At 60.5% G+C, this 24207-nt stretch carries 21 protein-coding genes; 12 read left to right on the plus strand and 9 right to left on the minus strand.

All coding sequences use genetic code 11. The annotated features are described in order from the left end of the window. Positions 1-2 precede the first annotated feature (2 nt). On the plus strand, positions 3-959 hold the full coding sequence (locus K5D32_RS02940) for a HEAT repeat domain-containing protein (protein ID WP_221599196.1): 957 nt from the start codon (positions 3-5) through the stop codon (positions 957-959). Then, on the plus strand, positions 956-1240 hold the full coding sequence (locus K5D32_RS02945) for a gamma-butyrobetaine hydroxylase-like domain-containing protein (RefSeq protein WP_221599197.1): 285 nt from the start codon (positions 956-958) through the stop codon (positions 1238-1240). Before K5D32_RS02940 ends, K5D32_RS02945 begins: the two co-directional genes overlap by 4 nt. Here K5D32_RS02945 and K5D32_RS02950 read toward each other — a convergent pair. Both K5D32_RS02950 and K5D32_RS02955 read right to left on the minus strand, forming a co-directional pair. Next, entirely contained in the window at positions 1237-2382 is a 1146-nt protein-coding gene (locus K5D32_RS02950) for an HPP family protein (RefSeq protein WP_221599198.1), read from the minus strand. The genes K5D32_RS02945 and K5D32_RS02950 overlap by 4 nt on opposite strands. A 10-nt stretch (positions 2383-2392) precedes the next feature. Next, positions 2393-2797, minus strand: coding sequence for a MarR family winged helix-turn-helix transcriptional regulator (locus K5D32_RS02955; protein ID WP_221575853.1), 405 nt, complete (start codon positions 2795-2797; stop codon positions 2393-2395). A 305-nt stretch (positions 2798-3102) separates the two neighbouring features. Between K5D32_RS02955 and K5D32_RS02960 the strand changes: the two genes are divergently transcribed. The 8 genes from K5D32_RS02960 (at position 3103) to K5D32_RS02995 (ending at position 10885) form a co-directional block, all read left to right on the plus strand. Next, complete coding sequence (locus K5D32_RS02960) at positions 3103-4020, plus strand: ABC transporter substrate-binding protein (protein ID WP_221599199.1); 918 nt, start codon at positions 3103-3105, stop codon at positions 4018-4020. After that, complete coding sequence (locus K5D32_RS02965; RefSeq protein WP_221599200.1) at positions 4020-5174, plus strand: phosphotransferase enzyme family protein; 1155 nt, start codon at positions 4020-4022, stop codon at positions 5172-5174. The genes K5D32_RS02960 and K5D32_RS02965 overlap by 1 nt, the downstream gene beginning before the upstream one ends. Beyond that, entirely contained in the window at positions 5171-6049 is an 879-nt protein-coding gene (locus K5D32_RS02970; RefSeq protein WP_221599201.1) for a sulfurtransferase, read from the plus strand. The genes K5D32_RS02965 and K5D32_RS02970 overlap by 4 nt, the downstream gene beginning before the upstream one ends. A gap of 115 nt (positions 6050-6164) precedes the next feature. Next, positions 6165-8387, plus strand: coding sequence for a TonB-dependent siderophore receptor (locus K5D32_RS02975; RefSeq protein ID WP_221599202.1), 2223 nt, complete (start codon positions 6165-6167; stop codon positions 8385-8387). 8 nt (positions 8388-8395) lie between these two features. Continuing rightward, the gene (locus K5D32_RS02980; RefSeq protein WP_221575848.1) at positions 8396-9235 is read left to right on the plus strand and encodes a 5'-nucleotidase, lipoprotein e(P4) family; all 840 of its coding nucleotides are present in this window, start codon (positions 8396-8398) and stop codon (positions 9233-9235) included. Positions 9236-9259: 24 nt separating this feature from the next. Next, complete coding sequence (gene pnuC, locus K5D32_RS02985) at positions 9260-9859, plus strand: nicotinamide riboside transporter PnuC (protein WP_221575847.1); 600 nt, start codon at positions 9260-9262, stop codon at positions 9857-9859. 20 nt (positions 9860-9879) lie between these two features. Then, positions 9880-10608, plus strand: a complete 729-nt coding sequence (locus K5D32_RS02990) for a GntR family transcriptional regulator (protein WP_221593014.1) — start codon at positions 9880-9882, stop codon at positions 10606-10608. Positions 10609-10702: 94 nt separating this feature from the next. After that, a complete protein-coding gene (locus K5D32_RS02995) occupies positions 10703-10885 on the plus strand; it encodes a hypothetical protein (RefSeq protein WP_221575845.1) in 183 nt (60 codons plus the stop codon). A gap of 55 nt (positions 10886-10940) precedes the next feature. Here K5D32_RS02995 and K5D32_RS03000 read toward each other — a convergent pair whose 3' ends face one another. The 6 genes from K5D32_RS03000 to K5D32_RS03025 form a co-directional block, all read right to left on the minus strand. Then, positions 10941-11276, minus strand: a complete 336-nt coding sequence (locus K5D32_RS03000; protein WP_221593015.1) for a DUF3325 domain-containing protein — start codon at positions 11274-11276, stop codon at positions 10941-10943. Continuing rightward, entirely contained in the window at positions 11277-12830 is a 1554-nt protein-coding gene (locus tag K5D32_RS03005; RefSeq protein ID WP_221593016.1) for a PepSY domain-containing protein, read from the minus strand. Further along, the gene (locus tag K5D32_RS03010; protein WP_221593017.1) at positions 12827-13114 is read right to left on the minus strand and encodes a DUF3649 domain-containing protein; all 288 of its coding nucleotides are present in this window, start codon (positions 13112-13114) and stop codon (positions 12827-12829) included. The genes K5D32_RS03005 and K5D32_RS03010 overlap by 4 nt, the downstream gene beginning before the upstream one ends. 82 nt (positions 13115-13196) lie before the next feature. Next, complete coding sequence (locus K5D32_RS03015; RefSeq protein WP_221599203.1) at positions 13197-15425, minus strand: FepA family TonB-dependent siderophore receptor; 2229 nt, start codon at positions 15423-15425, stop codon at positions 13197-13199. Between the two features lie 112 nt (positions 15426-15537). Further along, positions 15538-16875 (minus strand): sensor histidine kinase, encoded by a 1338-nt coding sequence (locus K5D32_RS03020; RefSeq protein WP_221599204.1) that lies wholly within the window; start codon positions 16873-16875, stop codon positions 15538-15540. After that, the gene (locus K5D32_RS03025; RefSeq protein ID WP_221599205.1) at positions 16872-17591 is read right to left on the minus strand and encodes a response regulator transcription factor; all 720 of its coding nucleotides are present in this window, start codon (positions 17589-17591) and stop codon (positions 16872-16874) included. Before K5D32_RS03025 ends, K5D32_RS03020 begins: the two co-directional genes overlap by 4 nt. 326 nt (positions 17592-17917) lie before the next feature. Here K5D32_RS03025 and K5D32_RS03030 point away from each other — a divergent pair, with 326 nt between their 5' ends. Together K5D32_RS03030 and katG are read left to right on the plus strand one after the other, a co-directional pair. Continuing rightward, positions 17918-20341 (plus strand): glucose/quinate/shikimate family membrane-bound PQQ-dependent dehydrogenase, encoded by a 2424-nt coding sequence (locus tag K5D32_RS03030; RefSeq protein WP_221599207.1) that lies wholly within the window; start codon positions 17918-17920, stop codon positions 20339-20341. Positions 20342-20610: 269 nt separating this feature from the next. Next, on the plus strand, positions 20611-22872 hold the full coding sequence (katG, locus tag K5D32_RS03035) for a catalase/peroxidase HPI (RefSeq protein WP_221599208.1): 2262 nt from the start codon (positions 20611-20613) through the stop codon (positions 22870-22872). Positions 22873-22934: 62 nt separating this feature from the next. Here the strand turns inward: katG and K5D32_RS03040 are convergent, their stop codons facing one another. After that, complete coding sequence (locus K5D32_RS03040; protein ID WP_221599209.1) at positions 22935-24197, minus strand: hypothetical protein; 1263 nt, start codon at positions 24195-24197, stop codon at positions 22935-22937. Between the last annotated feature and the right edge of the window lie 10 nt (positions 24198-24207).

Here is a 24207-nt window from a genome sequence, read left to right on the forward strand (position 1 = left end):
TCATGAGCCTGATAACCGATAACCCCGACATTCTCGAACTCCAGTCGCGTCTTGAAGATGCAGATGCGGTGGTGCGCAGAATCGCCCTCATTGCACTGGCCGACCTCGAAGACCCTGACAGCCTGCCCTGGTTGACCGAAGCCTTGCGTCAGGACCCGGCTTCAAACGTGCGTGCTGAATCTGCGCGCTTGCTTGAAGCCTGGGAAGACGCGCCGGTGGTGACCGCACTGTGCCAGGCCCTGACCGACGCCGAGCAGGAAGTGCGTGAGGCGGCTGCACAAAGCCTCTCGCAGCTCAAGACCGAAGCCGCTGGTCAGCTGCTGTTACCTTGGGCGCGGCATGCCGATCCTTTCGTGCGGGGCAGCGCCTTGCGTGCCCTGCGTGAATTGAGGCTGCCCGCCAGCGCCCAAGTCGCCCGTGAAGCCTTGAATGACCCGGCTGCCGCGATTCGCCGCGAGGCCGTAGGCATTCTCGGTTGGTTGAAACACACCGAAGCACTGGCTGACCTGACTCAACGTCTGGCCACAGATGACGATATTGAAGTCCGGCGCATGGCCGCGGGCGCGGTCGGTTTTGCGGGCACTCCAGCGGTTATCGAAGCCTTGACGACAGCTCTGAACGATCCCCAGTGGCAAGTGCGCGAAGAGGCGGCGACCACGTTGGGCAAGGTCGGTGACGAATCTGCTGGCAGCGCGCTGCTGCTGGCGCTGGATGATGCCTATTGGCAGGTTCGCTTGCGTGCGGTGCGCTCACTGGGCCGGCTCAAGTACAGCCCGGCGCGTGGAGCGGTGGAGAGCCTGCTGTCACACAGCATCAGCAATCTTCGCAAGGAGTCGGCTCTGGCACTGGGCGAGTTTGGCGACCCGCAAGCCTTGCCTGCGCTGCGACTGGCCGAACAGGATGGCGACCCTGAAGTGCGCAAGGCCGTTCGCATTGCACTGTCGCAACTGGAGCCATGATGGTGCCTTCGGCGATCCGCAACGTCAGACACGGCGGGCTGCTGCATGTGGAGTGGCCTGATGGTCAGGCGCGAGCCTTGGCCCACGGCCAACTGCGTGCGTTATGCCCGTGCTCGCACTGTCGGGCTGCACGGCTGCGCGGGCGGATCGATCTGGTGAGTGAAGAAGTCCGCATCACCGAGATTGTCGATCAGGGTTATGGCGTGCAGTTGATCTTCAGCGATGGACACAAGCAGGGGATTTATCCCTGGGCCTATATAAGAGAAATGATCACGCTTTAAACCCGCACGGCCGTATACAGCGCCTTGATCAAATCCGACTGGGTAATGATGCCCACCAGATGTCGCTGGGCGTCGATGATCGGAACATGCCGATGGCCATTTTCCGAAAACACCGGCACCAGATCAGTCAGCAGGCGCTCGGCACTGGCGACCCGCACCTTGCGAGTCATGATCTCGCCGACAATGCTCGCCGGTTGCTTGTTGCTGACCTGACGCAGCAGTGCCCGCAAATGCCAGCCCACGCCTTCGTGGGCGTCCATATCAATCTGTTTCATGAAGTCGGCCACTGTCACGATCCCCATCAGATGGCGTTGCCGGTCGATCACCGGCAGGGCCTTGATCTTGTGCCGCCGCATCAAGGCCCATGCCTCGCGCAGGGGCATTTCCTGACGAGCAACAATGGGCGCAGTGCTCATCACGTCTGCGCAGCGGATCTCGCCCATCTTGCGCTGGTAGGCCGAGGCTTCCGCACGCTCCAGCAGTCCGTGAAGGTCATCTCGGCTGACATCCAGTACCTGATTGTAGTGGGCGAGGGCGGCGTCCAGATCCGCATCACTGAAACGGCTGGCAGGCGAATCGCTTTTTGCCTGCTGAACATGGGGCCATGGACGGCGGGTCAGGTTGTTGTAGATCACGCCTGCTGCCACCAGCAATAGCGAGTCGAGCATCACTGGGCTCAGCGCGTACACAAACTGATCGCAACCGGTAATCACCATCAACAGCGCCGCCGCGCCTCCCGGCGGATGCAGGCAACGGGTCGCCAGCATCGCGGCAATTGCCAGGCTGACCGCCAGCGAGGCAGCCAGCGTGGCATCGGGAATCCATTTGGCGCAGGCAATGCCCGCCAGCGCCGAAACCGTATTGCCGCCCACCACGGACCATGGCTGTGCCAACGGGCTCGATGGCACGGTAAACACCAGCACCGCACTGGCCCCGATGGGCGCGACGATGGCCATGGCCAGAAAGCTGTTCTCAATGGCATGTGCGCCGTGCAGCCAGAGTGCTGCAACGGTTGCGACCAACAGAATGCCCAAGGCCGCGCCGACGCTGGCGCGTACTTTCTCTAGGGTGTCGATGGCGTGGGGTGCAGGCCATAGCGAGCGCAAGCGCGCCGCAAGGGTTGTGTTGGAGGGTGAAGGCATGTTTTTGCGGTTACTCCTGCTCGAAAGGCACGCGGAAACGCTTGCCCGCCGACTTGAGTTCTTCTCTATGCAGAAAAGCCAGTTGCGCCAGCACCTCACTGCCCTTGTCGGTCAGGCTGACCTGCACCTCACGCCGATCCGCGATATTGCGCCGGGTCTGCACCAGCCCCAGAGCCTCACACCGTTTCACCAGCGCAGCGGCACCATGGGGCACGATCTGCAAACGCTCCGCCAGCTCACCCACCGTGGCCCAATCACGCTCGCTGAAGCCCTGGGTATGCAACATCAGCAAGTACTGTTGGGACGTAACGCCACAGGCCTGAACCGCCTCTTCGGAAAAACGCAGAAAGCGTCGCAGTTGATAACGGAATTCGGACAGGGTTTCAAAATCCTGCTTGTGGAGGGTGTCAGCCATGGGGGTAGTGCCGCTTCGGTTGAGGGAAGGGCGGCTTTTATATCATGGTGTGATGTATTTTGGCGATGATGCAGGCATTCATTGAATCTTCATCGCTCACAAGAATGTCTTCCCGAATAAATCCGGTCCTACAGGCTATGCGTGATCGCGAATCGAGTGCCTGGCGATGGGGCGGTAAAGTGCTCCCAAAAAGCTATATCCATAGCAACAAACGATATTGGTATATACCAGATTTAGCTTCTATAAAACCCGCACTCAGAAGACAGGAGCCTTCCACAACGATGTGGTCGGGCAGGAGCGCGGTGATGATTGGTGTACGGGTAATGCTCGAGTATTTCCATCCCTGGCCTAATTCGGCCGGTTTTTATCTGGCGCGTGAGCGGGGTTGGTATAGCGATGCCGGGCTGGATGTCGAGTTGGTGGTTCATGACCCCTGGCGTGGCGATACGCTCGATCATCTGTTGGGCAAGGCGGTGCATTTCGGGGTGTTTCCGAGTAATCGCTTGTTGGTGCGGCGTGCGCTTGGGCAGCCGTTGCGCGGTATTGCGGCGATCAATCATCGTGGGCTTGAGTCTATTCAGACGCTCGCCAGCTCAGGCATTAGCCGGCCTCGGGATCTGGCGGGGCGGCGTCTGGCGTTGAACCCGACACCTCGCGGTCTGGCGATGGTGCGTCATCTGGTGAAGGCCGACGGCGGCGATCCGGATGCGGTGATTGTGGTCGACAGCGGCGTTCGTGAGTTACGCCCCGAGCAACTGGCTGCCGGTGTTGCCGATGCGAGTTTTGGTGGCTATTGGGCCTGGGAGGCGTTGATGGCCAGCCCGATTGCCGATGAGCAGCGGGTGGTCTGGCCGGTGGATGAGATTGGTGCTCCGGCGTATCACAGCTATCTGCTAGGTGCTCATGAAGACACCCTTGCCGCTGACCCGGAACTGATCCGCACCTTTCTCGCGGTCACCGCTCGGGGTTTCCTGGCTGTGACTCAGGAGCCATTGAGCGCCTTGCAGGCTTACGAGCAGGTCACGCCTTATTTCCCCAGCGAACTGCTTGCGCAATCCTTGCAGCGCATTGCCCCGACCTGGCTGCATGAAGGCCGTTGGGGAGAGCAGCGCCAAAGTCTGCTGGAACCTTACGCGCACTGGCTGCACGAACATCAGGTGCTGGGCGACGGCAATGCCTGGCAGGGCGCGACCACCAATGCCTATCTGCCGGAGGCCGTCTGATGGCCGCCGAGCGTCTGAGCGCACATGGCCTCGGACTGGAACCGGTCGAGGCCGACTGGCCGGCGATATCTGCCGAGTCCGTGGAGCAACTGCTACGGCGTTACCCCGAGGTCGGTGTCTTGCAGGCGTTGACCTGGCACAGCCCTCGGCCATTTTCGGCAGCTTGCCTTGCCAATACCTCGACCGGCCCGCTGTTCATCAAGCGCCATCACCGGGCTGTTCGCGAACCGGCATGGCTGGCTGAAGAGCATCGTTTCATGGCTCATCTGCGGCAGAACGGCGTGCAGGTTGCCGAGGTGCTGGCCGATCAGCAAGGGGAAACGGCCATTGCCATTGGTGAATGGACCTACGAGGTGCATGGTGTAGCGGCAGGGCAAGACCTGTATCGCGATGCGCTGTCCTGGACGCCGTTTCAGGATGTTCGACATGCCTGGGCAGCCGGGCAGGCTCTGGCGCAATTGCATGACGCCGCCACAGGCTATTTGGCTCCGCCACGACAGGCTGCGGTTTTGCTGGCCAATTTCAGGTTGTTCAGCCAGCCCGATCCCATTCAAGCCATCGAGGCCGCCAGCGTTGCCGATCCGGCACTCGCGGCTTACCTGAGCCAGCGTGACTGGCGCAGTGACCTGACCGCGCTGCACATGCCGTTCCATCGGGCGCTGTATCCCTTGCTTGCCGAGCAGCCGCCCCTGTGGACCCATAACGATCTGCACGCATCCAATCTGCTCTGGAGCGCCGAGTCTGATGCGGCGCAGGTTGTCAGCGTGCTGGACTTCGGGCTGGCCGATCAAACCTTCGCGCTTTTTGATCTGGCCACCACCCTGGAGCGTAATTGCATTGCCTGGCTGGAGCTGGAACACAACGCCAACGAGGTGGTTCATCTTGAGTCGGTGGATGCGATTCTGGCCGGCTATCAAAGCGTAAGACCTTTATCGGCTCGGGACTTCCAGACGCTGGCCGCGCTCTTGCCGCTGGTCCACGCCGATTTTGCGCTGTCGGAAATCGCCTATTACCAAGGCGTGGTGGGTTCTGTCGCCAACGCCACTATTGCCTACGACGCTTACCTCATCGGCCACACCCGTTGGTTCAAGGGGGCTGAAGGTCAGCGTTTGCTGGCCCATCTCAACCGTTTTGCAGAGAGTGTTCAGCCATGAGCAATGCAGCAGATTCAATCCTCATTCAAACCGGTGAGCTGCACGGGATTCTGGCAGACCCGGACCTGCTGATTCTCGATGCCACGGTCGAATTGGCCGCACCGCGCTTCGATGGCGATTACTGCGCCCGCAGCGGTTACGAGGGCTGGTTGCAAGAGCACATTCCCGGCGCGCTGCATGCTGATTTGTACGCGGCGTTGAGTGATCCGCAAGCCACGTTCAGCTTTGCCTTGCCGAACGCGCAGGCATTGGCAACGGCGTTGGGAGCACTGGGCGTCAGTGATCAGCGACGCATCGTCATTTATGACCGCAACGATGGATTCTGGGCGGCGCGCCTGTGGTGGGTGCTGCGCAGTGTCGGGCTTCATGCGCAGGTACTCGACGGTGGTTTCAAGGCCTGGCAGCGCGCCGGTTTGCCCCAAGAGGGCGGACCTGTGGCTGCTCAGCCTGTCACCTTGCAAACCGAATACCGGGATGGGTTCTGGATTGACCGGGCTGGCGTTCAGGCGGTCGTCGCTGGCGAGCGTCCAGGCACTCTGGTCTGCGCACTTTCGGCGGCGCTGTTCGATGGCAGTGCCGTGAGCCGCTATGCAAGACGCGGGCATATTCCCGGCAGCCTGAACCTGTCTGCACGTTCGCTGTTCGATGAGCAGGGCCGCTACCTTGAGGCCGATGCCTTACGTGAAACGCTCGGTTCACTGCTGGAGAGCAAAGAGCCGCTGATTCTGTACTGCGGCGGCGGGATTTCCGCGGCTGCACAGGCGCTGGCGCTTGCATTGGTCGGTCGCTCAGACGTCTTTATCTACGACGGCTCTCTTCAGGAATGGGCCGCCGACCCCCGCTTGCCAATGACCACCGGAGCAGCTCCGGCCTGACGCCTTCTGGCTATCAATCATTCAGTTGTACCGGGGGCTGGTTGCAGGCTCCGGCGCATGTGCGCCCTGTGCCTGGCAAATCGCGTTGGTCTATAGCGCCCACCAAGGAGTTTTCATGGTCAAGTTGCATCGAACATTCGGGGCAAGCGCCCCGGTTTTTTCGCCAAACCTGTTGAGAATTGGCGTCCTGATGGCCTGTGGTGTGGGCAATGGCCTGCTGGCCGGTGCGGCATGGGCCGATAGCTCGACGGCTTCCGATACCAGCGTGCAATTGGGGGCTGTCACCGTCATCGGCCAGCAGGATACCGGCTATCAGGCCAGCAAAGCGTCGGTGGGTGGTTTTGATCAGGCACCGCTGCTGGATACTCCTGCATCCATTGCCGTGATCACCGAGCAACGGCTCAAGGATCAGCAAGCGCGCCTGCTCAGCGAAGTGCTGCGCAACGATGCTTCGGTGGGCGACAGTTATGCGCCTGTCGGCTACTACGAAAACTTCGTGGTACGCGGTTTTGCCCTCAACTCGGCCAGCAGCTACAAGATCAATGGCCGGACCATCACCGGCGAGCAGAACGTCGCTCTGGAAAACAAGCAGCAGGTTGAAGTGCTCAAGGGCCTGGCCGGTTTGCAGAGTGGTGTGTCGGAGCCCGGTGGGCTGGTCAATTACGTGAGCAAGCGGCCCGACAATGTGCGTTCGGTTACTGTTTCTACCAACGAGCAGGGCGAGCGTTATCTGGCGACGGATCTGGGAAGCTGGTTCGGCAGCGAGCAACAGTTTGGTGTACGGGCCAACCTGGCTCACGAGGATATCCGCTCCTATGTCGATCATGCCGATGGCAAGCGTGACTTCGCGTCCCTGGCGGTGGACTGGAACATCAACCCTGACAGCGTGCTGCAACTCAACGCCGAGTATCAGAATCGCGAGCAGCGTTCGGTGCCTGGTTATCAATTGCTGGGCGGCACAACGGTGCCCCATAACGTGAACCCCAGGGACTTGCTGGCTTACCAGAGCTGGTCCAACCCGGTGGGCATCCAGTCACTGAATCTCGACGGCTTGTATGAATACCGCTTCAACGAGTCGTGGAAAGCCAGTCTCAGCGCTTCCCGCAGCCGGGTGGTGATCGACGACTACAGCACCTTCGCCTGGGGTTGCTATGGTTCCGCCAGTTGCGCGAGTGCGGCGGTGCCGAATTACTTCAGCCCTGAGGGTGAATACGATATTTCCGATTACCGCAGCCCCGACGATACCCGCCGCAATGACGAAGCTCAGGCGGCCATCAATGGGCAGTTCGACACCGGAACCCTCAAGCATGACCTGACCTTCGGCACGACAGCCTTCCGCCGTGTGGTGGATCGCCGGTCTTCGATCAATGAATTTATCGGTACTGGCGTCATTGGCACTACGCCGCAAGCCCTTGAGCCTTACGCCGGGGAGCTGGGCAACAGCTACCGTCGCCTCGACAGCCGACAATACGGCCTGTTCGCTACTGACCGGATCAGCTTCAACGAACAGTGGCAGACCGTCCTGGGCGGGCGTCAAATCCGTCTCGACGAAGAAACCTACGACAGCTCGGGTGCCACGACTCGCCATACCACGCGCACTGAGTTTCTGCCTCAGGCGGCCCTGATCTATAAACCACGCCCGGATACATCTTTATACATCAGCTACAGCAAAGGCCTGTCTCTGGGAGGCGAGGCGTCCTGGTTCAGCACCAATGCCGACGAGGTGCTGCCGCCCACGACTTCCCGGCAGATCGAGTTGGGAGTCAAGCACGACTGGCAGCGCCTGAGCCTGACCGCCGCGCTGTTCCAGATCACCCAGGATTATCAGTACACCCGGCCCAACGAAGACGGCACCTTTACCTACGTGCAGCAGGGCAAGCAGAAAAACACCGGTCTGGAACTGTCTGCCAATGGTCACCTGACCTCTAACCTGCAAGTGTCGGCCAGCGTCGCCGCGATTCGGGCGCGGGTCACTGACAGTGGCACCGATGCTTACGATGGTCATCAGGCGATCAACGTTCCCAAGTTCCGCGCCAGCCTGCATGGCGACTACAGCATCCCCGGCTTCAATGGCCTGGCGTTGCTGGGTGGCGTGCAGTACAGCGGCAGCAAGTACGCGAATCGGCAGGGCAGTGTAAAAGTGGACGACTATGCGGTATTCGATGCGGGTGGTCGCTACAGCACCAAAGTCGAAGGGTATGACACTGTCTTGCGTCTGACCGTGGATAACCTGTTCGATAAACGCTACTGGCGCGATGTCGGTGAGTCCATGGGCGACGGTTATCTGTTCCCCGGCGCACCCCGCACAGCGCGTTTGTCAGCCACTGTGAATTTCTGAGGTCAATCATGGGCAAGCAACTCATTATCGGCGGCACTTTTGCCGTACTCGCCGCACTCGCGGGCTGTCAGCAACGGCCACCGGCCAACGATCAACTGGATGCCGTGCTGTGGACGCAAACCTCCATCGAGCATGAGTTGATCTACCGCCAGGTGTTTGCCAGCGCCACCCGGCAACTGGATGCGGCGCTGGCCGATCCGACCTGGGATGCCTTGCCGCAACCTGCGCGCAATCTTGCGGGATTGCCGCCGGCAGTGATTGTCGATATCGACGAAACCCTGCTCGATAACGTGCCGCTCAACGCCCGTGATATCCGCAATGACCAGACCTATTCCTATGATCGCTGGAACCTGTGGGTCGACCAGGCCAAGGCCCAGGCGTTGCCGGGCGCGGTCAACTTTTTGCAGGCCGCCACTCAACGTGGCGTGCAGGTCTATTACCTGACCAATCGTGAACATTCACAGGTCGAGGCAACGGTCAGAAACCTGCGCCTGCGCGGTTTCCCGATCAGCGATGCGCAGCAGGTTCTGGCTGCTGCAACGCCCACCGGCAACTGCGAAAAGGACGGCTACGGCAAAACCTGCCGCCGCCAGTGGGTGGCCAACCATGCCCGGGTGCTGATGCTGGTGGGGGATTCCTTCGGTGATTTCGTGCAGGCCGACAGCAACAACCTCGCTGCGCAACGCAAGGCGGCGGCCCCGTATCTGGCCTGGCTGGGACAACGCTGGTTCCTGCTGCCCAATCCCACGTATGGCAAATGGTACAGCGCGCCTTACGGCGATCAGGAGGATTTGCCTTTCGCCCGCAAGCGGGAGCTCAAACAACAGGCGCTGGATCTGCAGCAATAAGGCATTTGTGCCGAGGGGAACAGCATGTCAGCCCTGGAAATAATCGCCGTGGCCATCAATATTCTCGGCGTCTGGCTCACCACCCAGCGTATCCGCTGGTGCTGGCCTGTGAGTGTCGTGGCGGTTCTGTTGTACGTGTGGATCTTCTACGAGGCCAGGCTTTACTCGGACATGCTCCTGCAGCTGATCTTTGCCTTTTTGCAAGGCTATGGCTGGTGGCGCTGGACCCAGGGCGGGCTCGACCACGGTAAGGTTCATGTGACGCGCCTGTCGGTACGCGATGCGGTATCGAGCCTGGCGGTGGGTGCAGTGGGCGCGGTGTTGCTAGGCAGCCTGATGGCGACCTTCACGGATGCGGCCGTGCCCTGGCTGGATGCCTCACTGACGGCTTTCAGCCTTGTGGCCAGCGTGTGGGCTGCTCGCAAGTACGTGGTCAGTTGGGTTTTGTGGATCGTGCTGGACTGCCTGTATGTCGGCATGTACTGGCACAAGGACCTGCACCTGACGGCAGGCCTGTATGCGGGGTTTGTAGTGCTGGCGTCTTACGGCTATCTGGCCTGGAGGCGTGATCTGCTGAGTCAGGAAGCCCGCCCGGCAGCAGCGTATAGCCATGACCTTGTTTGATTGATTACTCGGACTCACCCATGCCTTTCTATCCGATTCCTCCTCATTACCAGCGTATTCGTGACGAAATCGCCGCTGATATTGCGGGCGGAATACCGCGGGCCGATCAGAAGTTTCCCTCCGAGCGTGAAATGTCCGAGCGTTTCGGCTGCACGCGGGTGACATTGCGTCAGGCCTTGCAGCAACTGGAAGCCGATGGCCAGGTATATCGGGAAAACCGGCGAGGCTGGTACGTCAGCCCGCAACGCATTCGCTATGACCCGACCCGCATCAGCGGCTTCATGGAGTACGTCGCTGCCCAAGGTCGCACGCCCGTAACCGAGTGTTTGAGTGCCGAGTTGCGTCCTGCGGGTAGCTGGCTGGCTAGAAGAATGGGGCTGAGGTCTTCCGACGAGCCGGTCTTTCATCTGCAACGCCGTCGCTGGGTTGATCGCCGCCCGGTGCTGCTGGAGTACAACGCCCTAGTTGCCAGTTGGTGTCCGGGGTTGCTGGAAGCCGATCTGAATACGTCCCTGACCCAGGTGCTGAGGGAGCGCTTCAGACGGGTTCAATCCCGTTGCGAGCTGACCATGCACAACAGCACCGTGGATGAGCATCAGGCCGAGCTGTTGCAACTGACAGTGGGGTCGAGCAGTTTGTACCTGGAACGTCTGAATTTTGGTGAGCAGGACCAGCCGGTGGAGTTCGATCAGGAGTTCTGGCGACCGGATGCCCTGTCGGTGGTCATGGAAACCCGTTATCCGGGTTAATCTCCCGCCACTCATCGCTTCCCTTGCACTCCCGGCTCTCTGGCGTTTCTCACTACAAAGCGCAGATATCCTGCGCTTCACGCGGAGAATGGTCATGGAAATTGACGAAAATGCACCGGGCAATGTTTCACAGAGCCCTGTTACCAGGCCGACGGACAGCGAAACCGGGTTTGATGCCGATCCCGCTGTTGATGAGCTCACCAATGATCAGAGCGACGACCCTGATCTGCCGGTCAACCCACCGATAGACGAAGATGAAGAACCGTCCCTCGGGTAAAACCCGGTAGGAGAATTCATTCGCGAAAAATCATCATTCGCGAATGAGTTCGCTTCTACGCCGAGAGGGTAAACACCCCGAGCAGCACCCAACCCGCACCACTCACTCCCACGGCCAGCCGTATCGCATACGGCAGCAACAAGACCAGCGCCAGGCCTGTCATTGAAACCAGCCCCAGCCAGCCCACCGGCCCCATGGCCCAGCCCCAGACCTGAGCGCTGGTGAAGAAGCTGCCCGCCAATGCCAGCCAGCCTGCGGTGCGCAGGGTGTGGCGCAATGTTTTGGAGGGGGGACGTTGCGACAGTTGCTTGTAATGCCGCTCCAGCCCCAGACACAAACCCAGCATGCCGCTGTAGGCCAGGAGCAGGCTGGTGATCAATGCGATGCTCATTCAGTTGACCTGCGCTGTGGCGGTGGAGGGATGTTTTGCGGGGCGTTCCTTGGCGGGTTGGCCGATTTTCCAGCAGGTCCAGCCCAGCAATACACCAAGGGCTACGGTTGTGGCCTCCAGAACGAAATGTTCGCCGCGATTCGTGGTGGTCAGTGCCAAGAGCGGCAGGCTGATGCAGAGCAGGGCGGTCAGGGCCAGTTGTTCGCGCCAGGCGTTGAGCCACGGGCGGACAATGGCGTGGCCGAGGCTCAGTAGCCAGACGATAAAGAACACGCGGATTTCCCACTGGCCGCGCTGGGCCAGTTCTGTCGGCAGCAGGCGGTTGGCCCACAAGAAGCCGGCACAAGCCAGCATCAGGCCCGCGATCACGGTGACGTTCAGGCGTTCGGCTGTGTGGTAGAGCAAGGCACCCATGGCACCTTCACTGTCGTGACGTCGACGTCGTTTGACGGTGAACAGCACCATGCCGGTGGCGATCATCGCGCAACTGGCCAGGCCGCAGATGAAGTACAGCCAGCGCATCGGATAGCCGCCGAACTGGGCGAAGTGCAGGCCGGCCATGACTTTCTGGGTCAGCAGGCTCGGGCGACTTTCCGCAGGCTGGCGCAGGACCTTGCCGGTCACGCCGTCGAACAGCATGCTCTGGCCCTTGGTCAGTTCGATACGGTTGCCCAGCACCGGGCGCACTTCAACTTTTGCAGCGCTGCTGCCGGGGTTCTGGATAGAGAACCCGGCCACCGGCCCCATTACTCGCTCGGCCTCGGCCAGCAGTGGGCCTAGCGGTGTCAGCGTTGTGGGGCTCGTTGCTTCGCTACGTCTTGCCGACTGCTCCGGCCGTTGCCCCTGTTGCTCGATGGCCGGCCCGCCACGGATTGCACGGCCCAGGGCATCGCGGTCGCCGTCGAACAGAGCATCTGTCGCCGCTGGCATGTAGATCAGGTAGAAAATCACCAGCCCCGTATACGTGATCATCAAGTGAAACGGCAGCACCAGCACGGCTGTGGCGTTGTGGGCATCGAGCCAGGAACGTTGGCCCTTGGCCGGGCGGAATGTGAAGAACTCCTTGAAGAATTTCTTGTGAATCACGATGCCGCTGACGAGTGCCGCCAGCATGGCCATGGCGGCCAGACCCACGATCCAGATGCCGATATTGCGCGGCAGGTTGAGGGTGAAGTGAAAGAGGAAAAAGAACCCGCCACCTGCCGTTGCGCGTACATCCAGAGGCTCGCTGGTGTACGGGTCCAGATAGGTGCCGCCGCCGCGTCGCTGTTCTCCGGCGGACACCACCAGATTGGGTGAGCGCTCATTGGGCAGGCCGATGTTCCAGGCGCTGGCCTTGGGGTGATGGGCTTGCAGGTAATCGAGTGCGCGTTGCGTTATTTGTGCCTGATCGAACGAGTGCGCCGGGATTTCCGGTCGCATCCAGCCATCGATTTCCTTGTCGAACACCGCCAGGGTTCCGGTGAGGAAGATCGAAAACAGCAGCCAGCCAAAGACCAGTCCGCTCCAGGTGTGGAGCCAGGACAGCGATTGGGTGAGGGTCTTGTGTTTCATGGCAGTTGCTCCAGCCATTGTGGCCAGAAGCCGATGAGCGCCAGAGGCAACGTCAGGGCCAGCCCGGCCCAGGCTCGCCAGGCGCTGCGGCAACTGAAAGCCCAGAGGATGACGAGGGTGTAAACCACAAAGGACAGCAACGTGGAGACCACCAGGGCATCAACCTTGTCCAGCGGCAACAGGCGCGCCAGTGCTGCGGTAAAGGCATAGGTGAACACATAGCCACCCGGCAGTGCGGCGACAATCCTGGAGACGGTGGACCAGGAAAAGGATCGTGTTTTCATGGGTGATACTCATCAGGCCGCGTGCACATGCAGGCCCGACCGGTTTCCCGGTCGGGCCTGCATTGCGAGCGTCAGGTCAGCTTCAGAACGACGTGGTGATGGACGCATAGACCGAGCGTCCCGGCTCGTTGTAAGTGCTTGCACCCGCGCTGGTGCCTGCGCCTTCGCGATAGATACGCTTGTCGAACATATTGTTGAGGCCTGCACCGACCGAGAGGTTCTTGTTGATCTCGTAAGTCCCGCCAATACCCCAGACATGGTAAGGGTCGAGGGTTCTCAGCTCGTTCTGCGCCGTGACGGCGACACCCCGCAGCGGGTTGGTGACGCGCGGTTCCTGCTTGCCGTAGTAGGTGCCGGTCAGGCTCAGGGACAGCGCCTCGGTGGCCTGCCAGTCGAGCATGGTATTGACGGTGTATTCGGGCACCACCGACAACGGGTTGCCGTCATCATCCTCGTTGGATTGCATGTAGGTGAGGTTGGTGTTCCAGCTCAGGATGTCGCCGTTCTGGCCCAGCAGCGGGACGCCGACATTGCCTTCCCAACCCTTGATCACGGCGTCCTCGGCATTGTCCCAGCGCAGGATGGCTTCGTTGCTTGCGGTCCTGCCGGTCAGGTCGTTGGACGAGACGATCTTGCTCTCGTAATCGTTACGGAAGTAGGTCAGCCCGGCGCTCCAGCCATCCCGCGCAAAACTGATGCCCAGCTCCTTGTTGATGCTGATTTCCGGGTCGAGATTTTCGTTACCCAGCACGTAGCAGCCCGTTGAGTTCAGGCTGGGCGCACAGCCATTGCCGTTGCTGCGGTACAGGTAGTTCGGGTTGGACTGGTACAGGTTGGGTGCCTTGAAGGCCCTGGCAATCCCGCCTTTGAGAGTGATGTCATCGGTCAGCTTGTAGGAGGAGTTGAGGCTGGGGCTCCAGTTGGCCCCGAACTGGTCGTGATGGTCGAGGCGTACACCCGGAGTCAGGAACCATTTGGGCGTCAGCTCGATATTGTCTTCGAGGAACACGGCCATGATGGTGGCGTCCATGTCGGTGGGACGTGACCCGGCTGCCGAGTTGGCCAGCGTGGTGCCGATGTCGCGGTCCATGGTGCTGGGGTCATCCAGCTCCTGGTAATTCCACTCTGCGCCGACGGTCAGGGTCTGCGGGCGCAGGAGTTCCAGCGGGATATCCAGCTGGCCCTGCAACAGGTAGCTGTCATAGGTGCTGGTGCTCTTGTCCGCGTTGGCACTGATATCGCCATCGACGCTGCCGGTCTGTCCTTCCAGCAATCTGTAGTTGCGGGTCTTCTCGTATTGGGCCAGCAGCCGCGAGGTGCCGAACGCCCAGTCGCCGTTATGGGTGACCGAGAAATTCTGGCGATACATCGTGTTGGTTTCCCGGCCCAGCCAGCCGTTGACGGTACTGCCGTTGGTCAGCGCTTCTGTGCCGCCCGTGCCGACATCCCCGGCGTAGATATTGCCCTGGCGGCTGTAACCGGCTTCAAAGTCGAGGGTCTGGTTGGTGTCCAGCGCCCAGCTCAACAGGCCGTTTATATCCTTGTTGCGCACACCTTCGCTGCCCGCTGCCAGCGATGCACCGGAAGCGGTGTCGGTGTGCGCCTGGTTGATGTCGGCGTCGTCGGCATCGGTCTTGTTGAGGTTGCCGTAGACGCGAAAGGTGAGGGCATCGGTCAGCGGGCCGGCCAGGCTGAAGGTGGTGCGTTTGGTCATGCCTTCCGCATCGTCTTCCGGCAAGTTGGTGTAGGCGGTGATCGAGCCGGTCAGGGATTCTGTCGGACGTTTGGTGATGATGTTCACCACACCGCCCATGGAGCCCGAGCCGTAACGGGCCGCCGCCGGGCCACGCAGCACTTCGATGCTCTCGACTTCGCTGGCGGGTACCCAGTTGCTGTCGCCACGGGTATCGCGCTCGCCGGAACGGGTGTAGCGCACCGAGTTGCGGGAGGTGACGGGTTTGCCGTCGATCAGGATCAGGGTGTTTTCCGGCCCCATGCCGCGCAGGTCGATCTGGCGGTTGTTGCCACGTGCGCCGCTGGCGCTGTTGCCGGTCAGGTTGACGCCCGGCATCTTGCGCACGATATCGGAGAGGTCATTGACCGGTGGGCGTTTCTTGATGTCATCTGCGCTGATCAGCGATACACCCGATGCCTGCTTCAGCTCTTGTTCGGCAGTGGCCACCACATGGGTGTCGGACAACTGAACGGCGTCATCGGACTTGTCGGATTCTGCCGTTTCGGCCAGCACCAGCGACGGGCAGGCGGCCAGCAGGGCCAGGCAAAGGTGACTGAGCTTGAATCGCGGATGCATCTGCAACACTCCTGTGACATTCATGGCGTGCAGAGAGGCGCGGGGCCTCTGTGCTGCTGGACTGGGCGCAGATGGTATTCATTCTCATATGTGAGTAAATCTTTTTTACACTTTATACACTTCTCAAACGCAGGTGCAGGCGCAGCCCTGGCGTGGCGTTCTCGGCCCAGATTTGGCCGTTCTGCAATTCAACGATGCTGCGGGCGATGGAAAGCCCGAGGCCGAAGCCTTCACCACCGGGGCGTTCAGCGTTGAGGCGGGTGAACGGCTGGAAGACATGCTCCAGTTTTTCGGGCTCGATGCCTGGCCCCTGATCTTCGATCCACAGATGCCAGTAACCACCTTCGCGGCAACCGGTCAGGCGCACTACGCCGCCATCAGGTGAATGACGAATGGCATTGCGCAGGATGTTTTCCAGGGCCTGTGCCAGACCATTCAGGTTGCCGTTGACGTAGCAGTCGGGCGGCAGGTCGCATGGCAACCGCTCCATGGGCCAGTTGGTCTCGAAGCACACGTCCTCGCACAACAGATTCCACAGCTCCTTCACTTCTACGGTTTCCAGCGGCAGAACAGGGCGTTCGGTATCCAGCCACACGAGTTCCAGGGTGTCGCTGATCAGTTTTTCCATGATCTGTACTTCGCGTTCCTGGCGCTGGCGCATGGCGTCGATGTCCAGTTCACGTTCGCCAGCCGCACGCAAGCGGCTCAGCGGTGTGCGCAATTCATGGGACAGTGTGCGCAACAAGCGGCGCTGAAAGACCACGGTGTTCTCCAGACGCCCGGCCATATGGTTGAAGGCGCGTGCCAGTTCACCCAGTTCGTCCCGGCGCTCAGCCACCTGCGGCTCGACCCGCGCCGCCAGATCACCGGTGCTCAAGGCATTGGCCTGACGATGCAGGATCACGATGGGCGAGATCAGAATGCGGTACAGCAGAACGGCCAGCAGCAGCGCCAGGCTGGTCGGAAGCACTTTTTGCAGCAGCAGGTCCCACAGTTCGTTGTGCTGACGAGGATGAAAGTGCCCGGGCAGATCCATCACCAGGCGTGCCTCGGTGTTTTCGAAGGGGATATAAAAAGTGGGCAAACCGCCGGGGCGTCCCACCATGCCATCAAGCCGGCGTACAAAATTCAGCCTTTCCAGTTCCGGCTTTGTCAGCGGCTGTGAAGACAGCGAGTTCTGCTGCCGGTCCACGATCACGGCCCAGACCTTTTCCCGGTTGCGCAGGTTGTGCAGCACTTTGTCGACCCCGCGGGTACCGTCTTTCTGCCAGGCGGCTTCGGCCTGTCGTGCATAGTCGGTGAGGGCTCGCTTGGTGGGTTCGGACAAGCGCTCCGTCGCTTCGTTGAGACGACGGTTCAGGCTGCTTTGCAGGCTGGCCATCAAGAGGCAGAGCAGGGCAAGGCCGCCAATGAATTTCCATAACAGCGAGTGGCGATGAGGCAGTTTCATGGCATCAACCGGGTCAGCACGTAACCCATGCCGCGCACCGTCTCCAGACGCTTGTCGTTATAGCCGATGGCCTGCAACTTGCGGCGAATGCGGCTGACATGCATGTCCAGGCTGCGATCATGCTGCGAGTACGCCCGGTGCATGGCCTGCTGGTAGAGGAACGCCTTGCCCAGCACTTCGCCCGTATGGCGCACCAGCGTTTCCAGAATCCGGTATTCGGTGGTGCTCAGATCCGCCCATTGATCGTTCAGGCAGACGTCGGTGCGTTGCTCGTCGAAGGTCAATTGCGATTCGTCACTGCCAATCTTCTTTTGCGCTTCATGCTCGTACGCCACACGACGCAGGATGGCGTCGATGCGCACATCCATTTCCAGCATGCTGAACGGCTTGGGCAGGTAATCATCCGCGCCCTGGCTGAAACCGACGATCCGGTCCTGCTCGGCACCCAGTGCCGACATCAGGATCACCGGCAAGCGCTGACGCTGGCGCAGCCGGGCCAGGATCTCCAGGCCGTTGCTGTCGGGCAGCATGATGTCCATCAGGATCAGATCGAAATCTTCCGAGCGCACCAACTCCAGAACTTCTTTGCCGTCCTGGCGCAGTGTGATCGTAAAACCGCGCTCGCTGAGATGGCTCTGCAGATGAGCCGCCAGCAGCGGATCATCTTCAATGGCCAGGATATGGGCATGGGTGCCAGCGGGGCGATGGGGTTGCATGAGAAGCACCTGCGGGTGAGAACAATTCTTTGTTCGGTATTCTGACCAATGTCGCTGAAGATTCCCATCGGCACTTTCATTGCCTTCACAGACAGATGAATTGTTACCGAATACGTAAGGGTTATTCTCATTTTGTACAGGTGACAATCTGACGCAGCTAGCGACTTTTTTGGTATCGTTAAAAAAGTAACCGTTTAGTTAATAATTTTCCGCAGACATCGATCCCGATGTTCAGAGCCGGAAAATCCTACAGTGGGCTTTGCCTCTGAGCTGCCGGAAAAGCCCCGTTTTTCTCAAGCGTTCATGCATCAGCAGGATCATGCAACATGACTAAGTCTCAACCTTCGGCATCCTTCAGTCGCTGGCCCATTCGGGTTGTCGCGCTGGGTGTACTGGTATTTGGATTGCTTTTCGCCGCAGGAGGCGGCTATCTCGTCACGCTGGGTGGCAGTTGGTACTTCCTGCTGGCCGGTCTTGGCCTGATCGCATCGAGTGTTCTGCTCTTCAGGCAACGCCTTTCAGGTGCCTGGCTGTTCGCGGCAGTGATGGTGCTGACGGTGCTTTGGGCACTGGCTGATGCCGGGTTGAATTTCTGGCCGCTGATTTCGCGGTTGTTCGCTCTGGGTGTTCTGAGCCTGTTGGTGGCGCTGATTTATCCGGTGTTGTGCAAGGCGAATGGCCAGAAGGCCGGTGGTGCCTCTTATGCTCTGGCGGGTGCTCTGGCCATCGCCATTGTTGCGGCTGGTGCGGGAATGTTCGTGCCTCACGCTTCGGTTTCACCCACCGGCAACGGCCCAGGCCTGACCAGCGTCGACCCTGCAAAAGCCCAGAAAGACTGGCAGCACTACGGTAATGATGAAGGCGGCAGCCGTTTCGCAGCCCTGGACCAGATCAATCGCAGCAATGTCTCGAAACTGGTGCCGGCCTGGACCTACAACACCGGCGACATCGCAATCAGCAACGGCAACGGTGCCGAAGACCAGACCACTCCGCTGCAGATTGGCGACAAGGTGTTTATCTGCACCCCGCACAACAACATCATCGCGCTCGATGCCGACACCGGCAAAAAACTGTGGAAGAGCGAGATCAACGCTCAGGCGGCGGTCTGGCAGCGTTGCCGTGGTCTGGCTTACTTCGACGTCACCGCAGCCGTTGCCCAGCCAACCGACGGCAGCACGCCAGCCAAGGCTGTTGTCGTAGCGGCGGGTGCCAATTGCCAGCGTCGTTTGCTGACCAACACCATCGATGCGCGCCTGATTGCCGTGGATGCCGACACCGGCGAGTTCTGCCAGGGTTTTGGCAATAACGGCCAGATCGATCTGAAAGCCGGTCTGGGCAAGGTCCCGGATGCTTACTACCAACTGTCGTCGGCACCCTTGATGGCCGGGACCACAGTGGTTGTCGGCGGTCGTGTCGCTGACAACGTTCAGGCTGACATGCCCGGTGGCGTTATCCGTGGTTTCGACGTGGTGACGGGTGAAATGCGCTGGGCGTTCGACCCAGGCAACCCTGAAGACAAGAAAGCCCCGGCTGAAGGCCGCACGTATGTGCGCAGCACGCCTAACAGCTGGGCTCCGATGTCTTACGACCCGGCGATGAACACGGTCTTCCTGCCCATGGGCAGTTCGTCCACCGACATCTATGGTGTGGAACGTACCGCACTGGATCACAAGTACGGCGCTTCGGTGCTGGCATTGAACGCGACCACAGGCGAAGAGAAGTGGGTCTACCAGACCGTCCATAACGACCTGTGGGACTTCGACCTGCCGATGCAGCCAAGCCTGATCGACTTCACCAAGGCCGATGGCAGCAAGGTGCCTGCTCTGGTGATCGGCACCAAGGCCGGTCAGATCTTCGTGCTGGATCGTGCCACGGGCCAGCCGCTGACCCAGGTTGACGAGATTCCGGTCAAACCGTCGAATATTCCCAACGAGCCTTACTCCAAGACCGAGCCACTGTCGGTGGGCATGCCACAGATCGGCGCACCGCACCTGACGGAATCGGACATGTGGGGCGCGACGCCGTTCGACCAGATGCTGTGCCGTATCTCCTTCAAGAAGATGCGTTATGAAGGCCTGTACACCGCGCCGGGTACCGATGTTTCCCTGAGCTTCCCGGGTTCTCTGGGTGGCTTGAACTGGGGCAGCATTTCGACCGATCCGGTACATGGCTTCATCTTCGTCAATGACATGCGCCTGGGCCTGTGGATTCAGATGGTCCCGCAGGAGAAAGACGCCAAGGCCTCGTCCGGTGGCGAAGCGCTGAACACCGGCATGGGTGCAGTACCGCTCAAGGGCACGCCGTATGCGGTGAACAAGAACCGCTTCCTGTCGGTGGCCGGTATTCCTTGTCAGGCACCGCCTTTCGGCACCCTGACTGCCATCGACATGAAAACCCAGAAAGTCGCCTGGCAAGTGCCGGTTGGCACCGTTGAAGACACCGGCCCCATGGGCATCAAGATGCATTTGCCATTGCCGATCGGCATGCCGACCCTGGGCGGTACGCTGTCCACTCAGGGTGGACTGGTGTTTATCGCCGGTACTCAGGATTACTACCTGCGCGCCTTCAACTCCGCCAACGGCGAAGAAGCCTGGAAAGCCCGCCTGCCAGTAGGCAGCCAGGGCGGCCCGATGACGTATGTTTCGCCCAAGACCGGCAAGCAGTACATCGTCATCACTGCCGGTGGCGCACGCCAGTCGCCGGACCGTGGCGATTACGTGATCGCTTACGCGCTGCCTGACAGCAAGTAAGCCGCGCAACACCCGAAACCCGCTGTCGCCCGCTCAGGGTGGCCGCGGGTTTTTTATTGTCTGCCGGATTTGCCCCCTAGCTCTGCCTCATGGACTCGTCTAGGCTAATCGTTGCCGATGCAACTCCAGATGAAGGTCGGTAACGAGCACTGCCGTGAGAACGGAGCCCAGAGAACCAGCGGGCTCTGTATATGCCATAGACATCATCTGTCGCGCCCGGGCTTGAGGCCTGGCCGGATAGCAGGATGCAGACCAAGAGGTAGCAGTACATGTCAACCGAATCAAAATGTCCGTTCAACCATGCTGCGGGTGGTGGTACAACGAACCGAGACTGGTGGCCTGAGCAACTCAATCTGAAAATCCTGCATCAGCATTCATCCTTGTCCGATCCACTGGGCGAGGCATTCGATTACGCTGAAGCGTTCAAGAGCCTCGACCTTGAGGCCGTGAAGAAAGACCTGCACGCCCTGATGACCGATTCCCAGGACTGGTGGCCTGCCGACTTCGGTCATTACGGGCCGCTGTTCGTGCGCATGGCCTGGCACAGCGCCGGGACTTACCGCACCGCCGATGGCCGTGGCGGCGCCGGTGCGGGTCAGCAGCGCTTCGCACCACTCAATAGCTGGCCGGACAACGTCAGCCTGGACAAGGCCCGTCGCCTGATCTGGCCGATCAAGCAGAAATACGGACGCAAGATTTCCTGGGCCGACCTGATCATCCTCACCGGCAACGTGGCGCTGGAGTCCATGGGCTTCAAGACCTTCGGTTTCTCCGGCGGTCGCCCGGACGTGTGGGAACCTGAAGAAGACGTGTACTGGGGTTCCGAAAAGACCTGGCTGGGTGGCGACACTCGCTATGGCAAGGATACTCAACCACCGGGCGAGGGCGTCCTGGTTGCCGAGCCTGAGCTGCATGGCAGCGAAGAGAAGCGCACCGACAGCGAAGGGCGCAACCTGGAAAACCCGCTGGCCGCCGTGCAGATGGGCCTGATCTACGTAAACCCTGAAGGCCCGGAAGGCAATCCTGACCCGATCGAGTCCGCCAAGGACATTCGCGAAACCTTCGGCCGCATGGCCATGAACGATGAAGAAACCGTTGCCCTGATCGCGGGCGGTCACGCCTTCGGCAAGACCCACGGTGCCGGTCCTGCAAGCAACGTGGGCGCTGAACCTGAAGCCGCTGGCCTGGAAGAGCAGGGCTTTGGCTGGAAAAACAGCTTTGGCACCGGCAAGGGCGCTGACACCATCACCAGCGGTCTGGAAGTGACCTGGACGTCCACGCCAACGAAGTGGAGCAACGAATACCTGGAAAACATGTTCCGTTTCGACTGGGAGTTGACCAAAAGCCCGGCAGGCGCGCATCAGTGGACGCCGAAGAACGGCGAGGGCGCTGGCACTGTGCCTGATGCCCACGACCCTTCCAAGCGCCATGCACCGAGCATGCTGACCTCCGACCTGGCGCTGCGTTTCGACCCGATCTATGAGCCGATTTCTCGCCGCTTCCTCGCCAATCCGGATCAACTGGCCGACGCCTTTGCCCGCGCCTGGTTCAAGCTGACCCACCGCGACATGGGCCCGTTGGCTCGTTATCTCGGGCCGGAAAACCCCACCGAAGAACTGCTCTGGCAAGACCCGCTTCCAGCCGTCGACCATGCCTTGGTGGATGACAGCGACGTTGCCGCCCTCAAGAGCAAGATCCTGGCGTCGGGCCTGTCGGTCTCGCAACTGGTGTCCACCGCATGGGCATCGGCTTCGACCTTCCGTGGCTCCGACAAACGCGGTGGTGCCAACGGTGCGCGTATCCGTCTGGCTCCGCAGAAAGACTGGCCGGTCAACCAGCCCGAGCAACTGGCGAAAGTACTGAAAACCCTCGAAGGGATTCAGGCCGAATTCAACGGTGCGCAGGCGGGCGGCAAGAAGATTTCCCTGGCCGACCTGATCGTGTTGGCAGGCAGCGCAGGCATCGAAAAAGCAGCCAGCAATGCCGGGCAGAGCGTCAAGGTCCCGTTCACACCGGGCCGCACCGACGCCTCGCAAGAGCAGACGGACGTGGAATCCTTCGGCTTCCTCGAACCTATCGCCGACGGCTTCCGCAACTACCTGAAAGGCAACTACAAGGTTTCGGCCGAAGCGTTGCTGGTGGACAAGGCGCAACTGCTGACCCTGACCGCACCGGAACTGACCGTGCTGCTGGCAGGCCTGCGGGTCCTGAATATCAATGCCGACAATAGCCAGCATGGCGTGTTTACCCAGCGGCCAGAAGCGTTGACCAATGACTTCTTCGTCAACCTGCTCGATATGGGGACGGCGTGGAATGCGACTTCAGGCACTAACGACACCTTCCAGGGGCGTGATCGCAAGACCGGTCAGGTGAAATGGACCGGCACTCGTGTCGATCTGGTCTTCGGTTCCCACGCTCAACTGCGTGCAATCTCCGAAGTCTATGCAAGCGCTGATGCTCAGGAGAAGTTCGTCAGCGACTTCGTTGCCGCCTGGACCAAAGTGATGAATCTGGATCGTTTCGACGTCTGAAGCTGGTCTTTCAAGAGTCAGCCTGAAGCGGTGTGAGCCGCTTCAGGCCAGTCTCTGGGCTGTTATGGTTTCTGCTCGCCCGGGCAGTTCGGCTTGTTCGATACCTCATCCATGGCTTCACGCAGCATGCGCTGCACCTCTACGGCATTGTTTGCCGCATAGACGCGACCTCCGGTGTTTTCGGCAATACAGTTGGACAGGGCGCTGTCGCTGATATTGACCACGTTCACTCGCAGTCGTGGCTGCTGGCTGGCGATACGTGCCGATACCTCGCAAGCGTTCTGCTCACAGCCATCTTCTCCGTCGACAAACATCACCACGACCGCATCCTTGAAGCGCCCGTCGACCTTGCTGGCTGCATCGGCAAGGCTGGCCGCCAAGGGTGTGCCGTCATCCGCCTGGAGCTGGTTGACGCCAGCAATCAGCTGTGGCCGCGCGTTGCGCCCGAACAGGCCCTGATCCACCGTATGGGTGCAGCCCTTGAAGGTAATCAGGCGGGTATCGATGTCCGGGTGCAACTGATCGATCATGGCGGCAAAGGATTGCTTGGCCACTGTCATGCGGGTGGGCTCTGCCAGCAGGCTGGCCTTTCTCGGATTGGTTTCAGGCAGGTTTTGGCCTGTCTGAGAAAGCCATTCCTCGTCTGCAGCCGTGGCATTGATGTTGATGTTCATGGAGCCGGAGGTGTCCAGCACCACCACAAAGTCCGGTTTGGGCGTGTTTGCGGTGCAGGCATAACTTTCTACAGGTGTCGGGTAAATCAGGTTCCACACGCTACCGCGCCAGGTCCAGAGCAGCCACAGCAACAGAAGCAGCAAAGGCAATAACAGCAGCCACAGAGGGATGCGCAGCCACCAGCGTGTTGAGGGCACGATGGGCAAAGGCACCGGTGGAGGCGTAGGTGCTGCACTGGAAACGGGCGGTACAGCTTTGGGTTTCAGGCCCCAGCGAACCACTACCGGTTCGTCGTTCAGGCTGTAGAGATTGTCCAGATCCGGCGCACCGATCAGGGTGTCCAGGGCCTGAGACTCCTCAGTCTTGCCGCGAGCCTTCAGTTCATCCACCAATTGCCGGATGGCCTGTTGGCGTTGTTCGTAGCGAGCCAACAATGCTTGTCGGGCTGTGGAGCCAAGGCTTTCATAGGTCAGCGGCTGGCCTCCGAGTTCCGACCACCATTGCAGCGTGTCCTGGGTTCCGGCACGTGGAGTGGCGTAAAGGCTGGCAACACTGGGCGGGAGATGACGGTGCAGCAGTTCGACCTTGTTTTCCAGGCTGCGCAGCAGTTCTGGAGACGGAGATGTGGCGTCGCGGGTGATGCGTTGCATGGCGCAGGTC

It is taken from the genome of Pseudomonas cichorii, from assembly GCF_019719005.1.
In the GTDB taxonomy this organism is placed as follows: Bacteria; Pseudomonadota; Gammaproteobacteria; order Pseudomonadales; family Pseudomonadaceae; genus Aquipseudomonas; species Aquipseudomonas cichorii_E.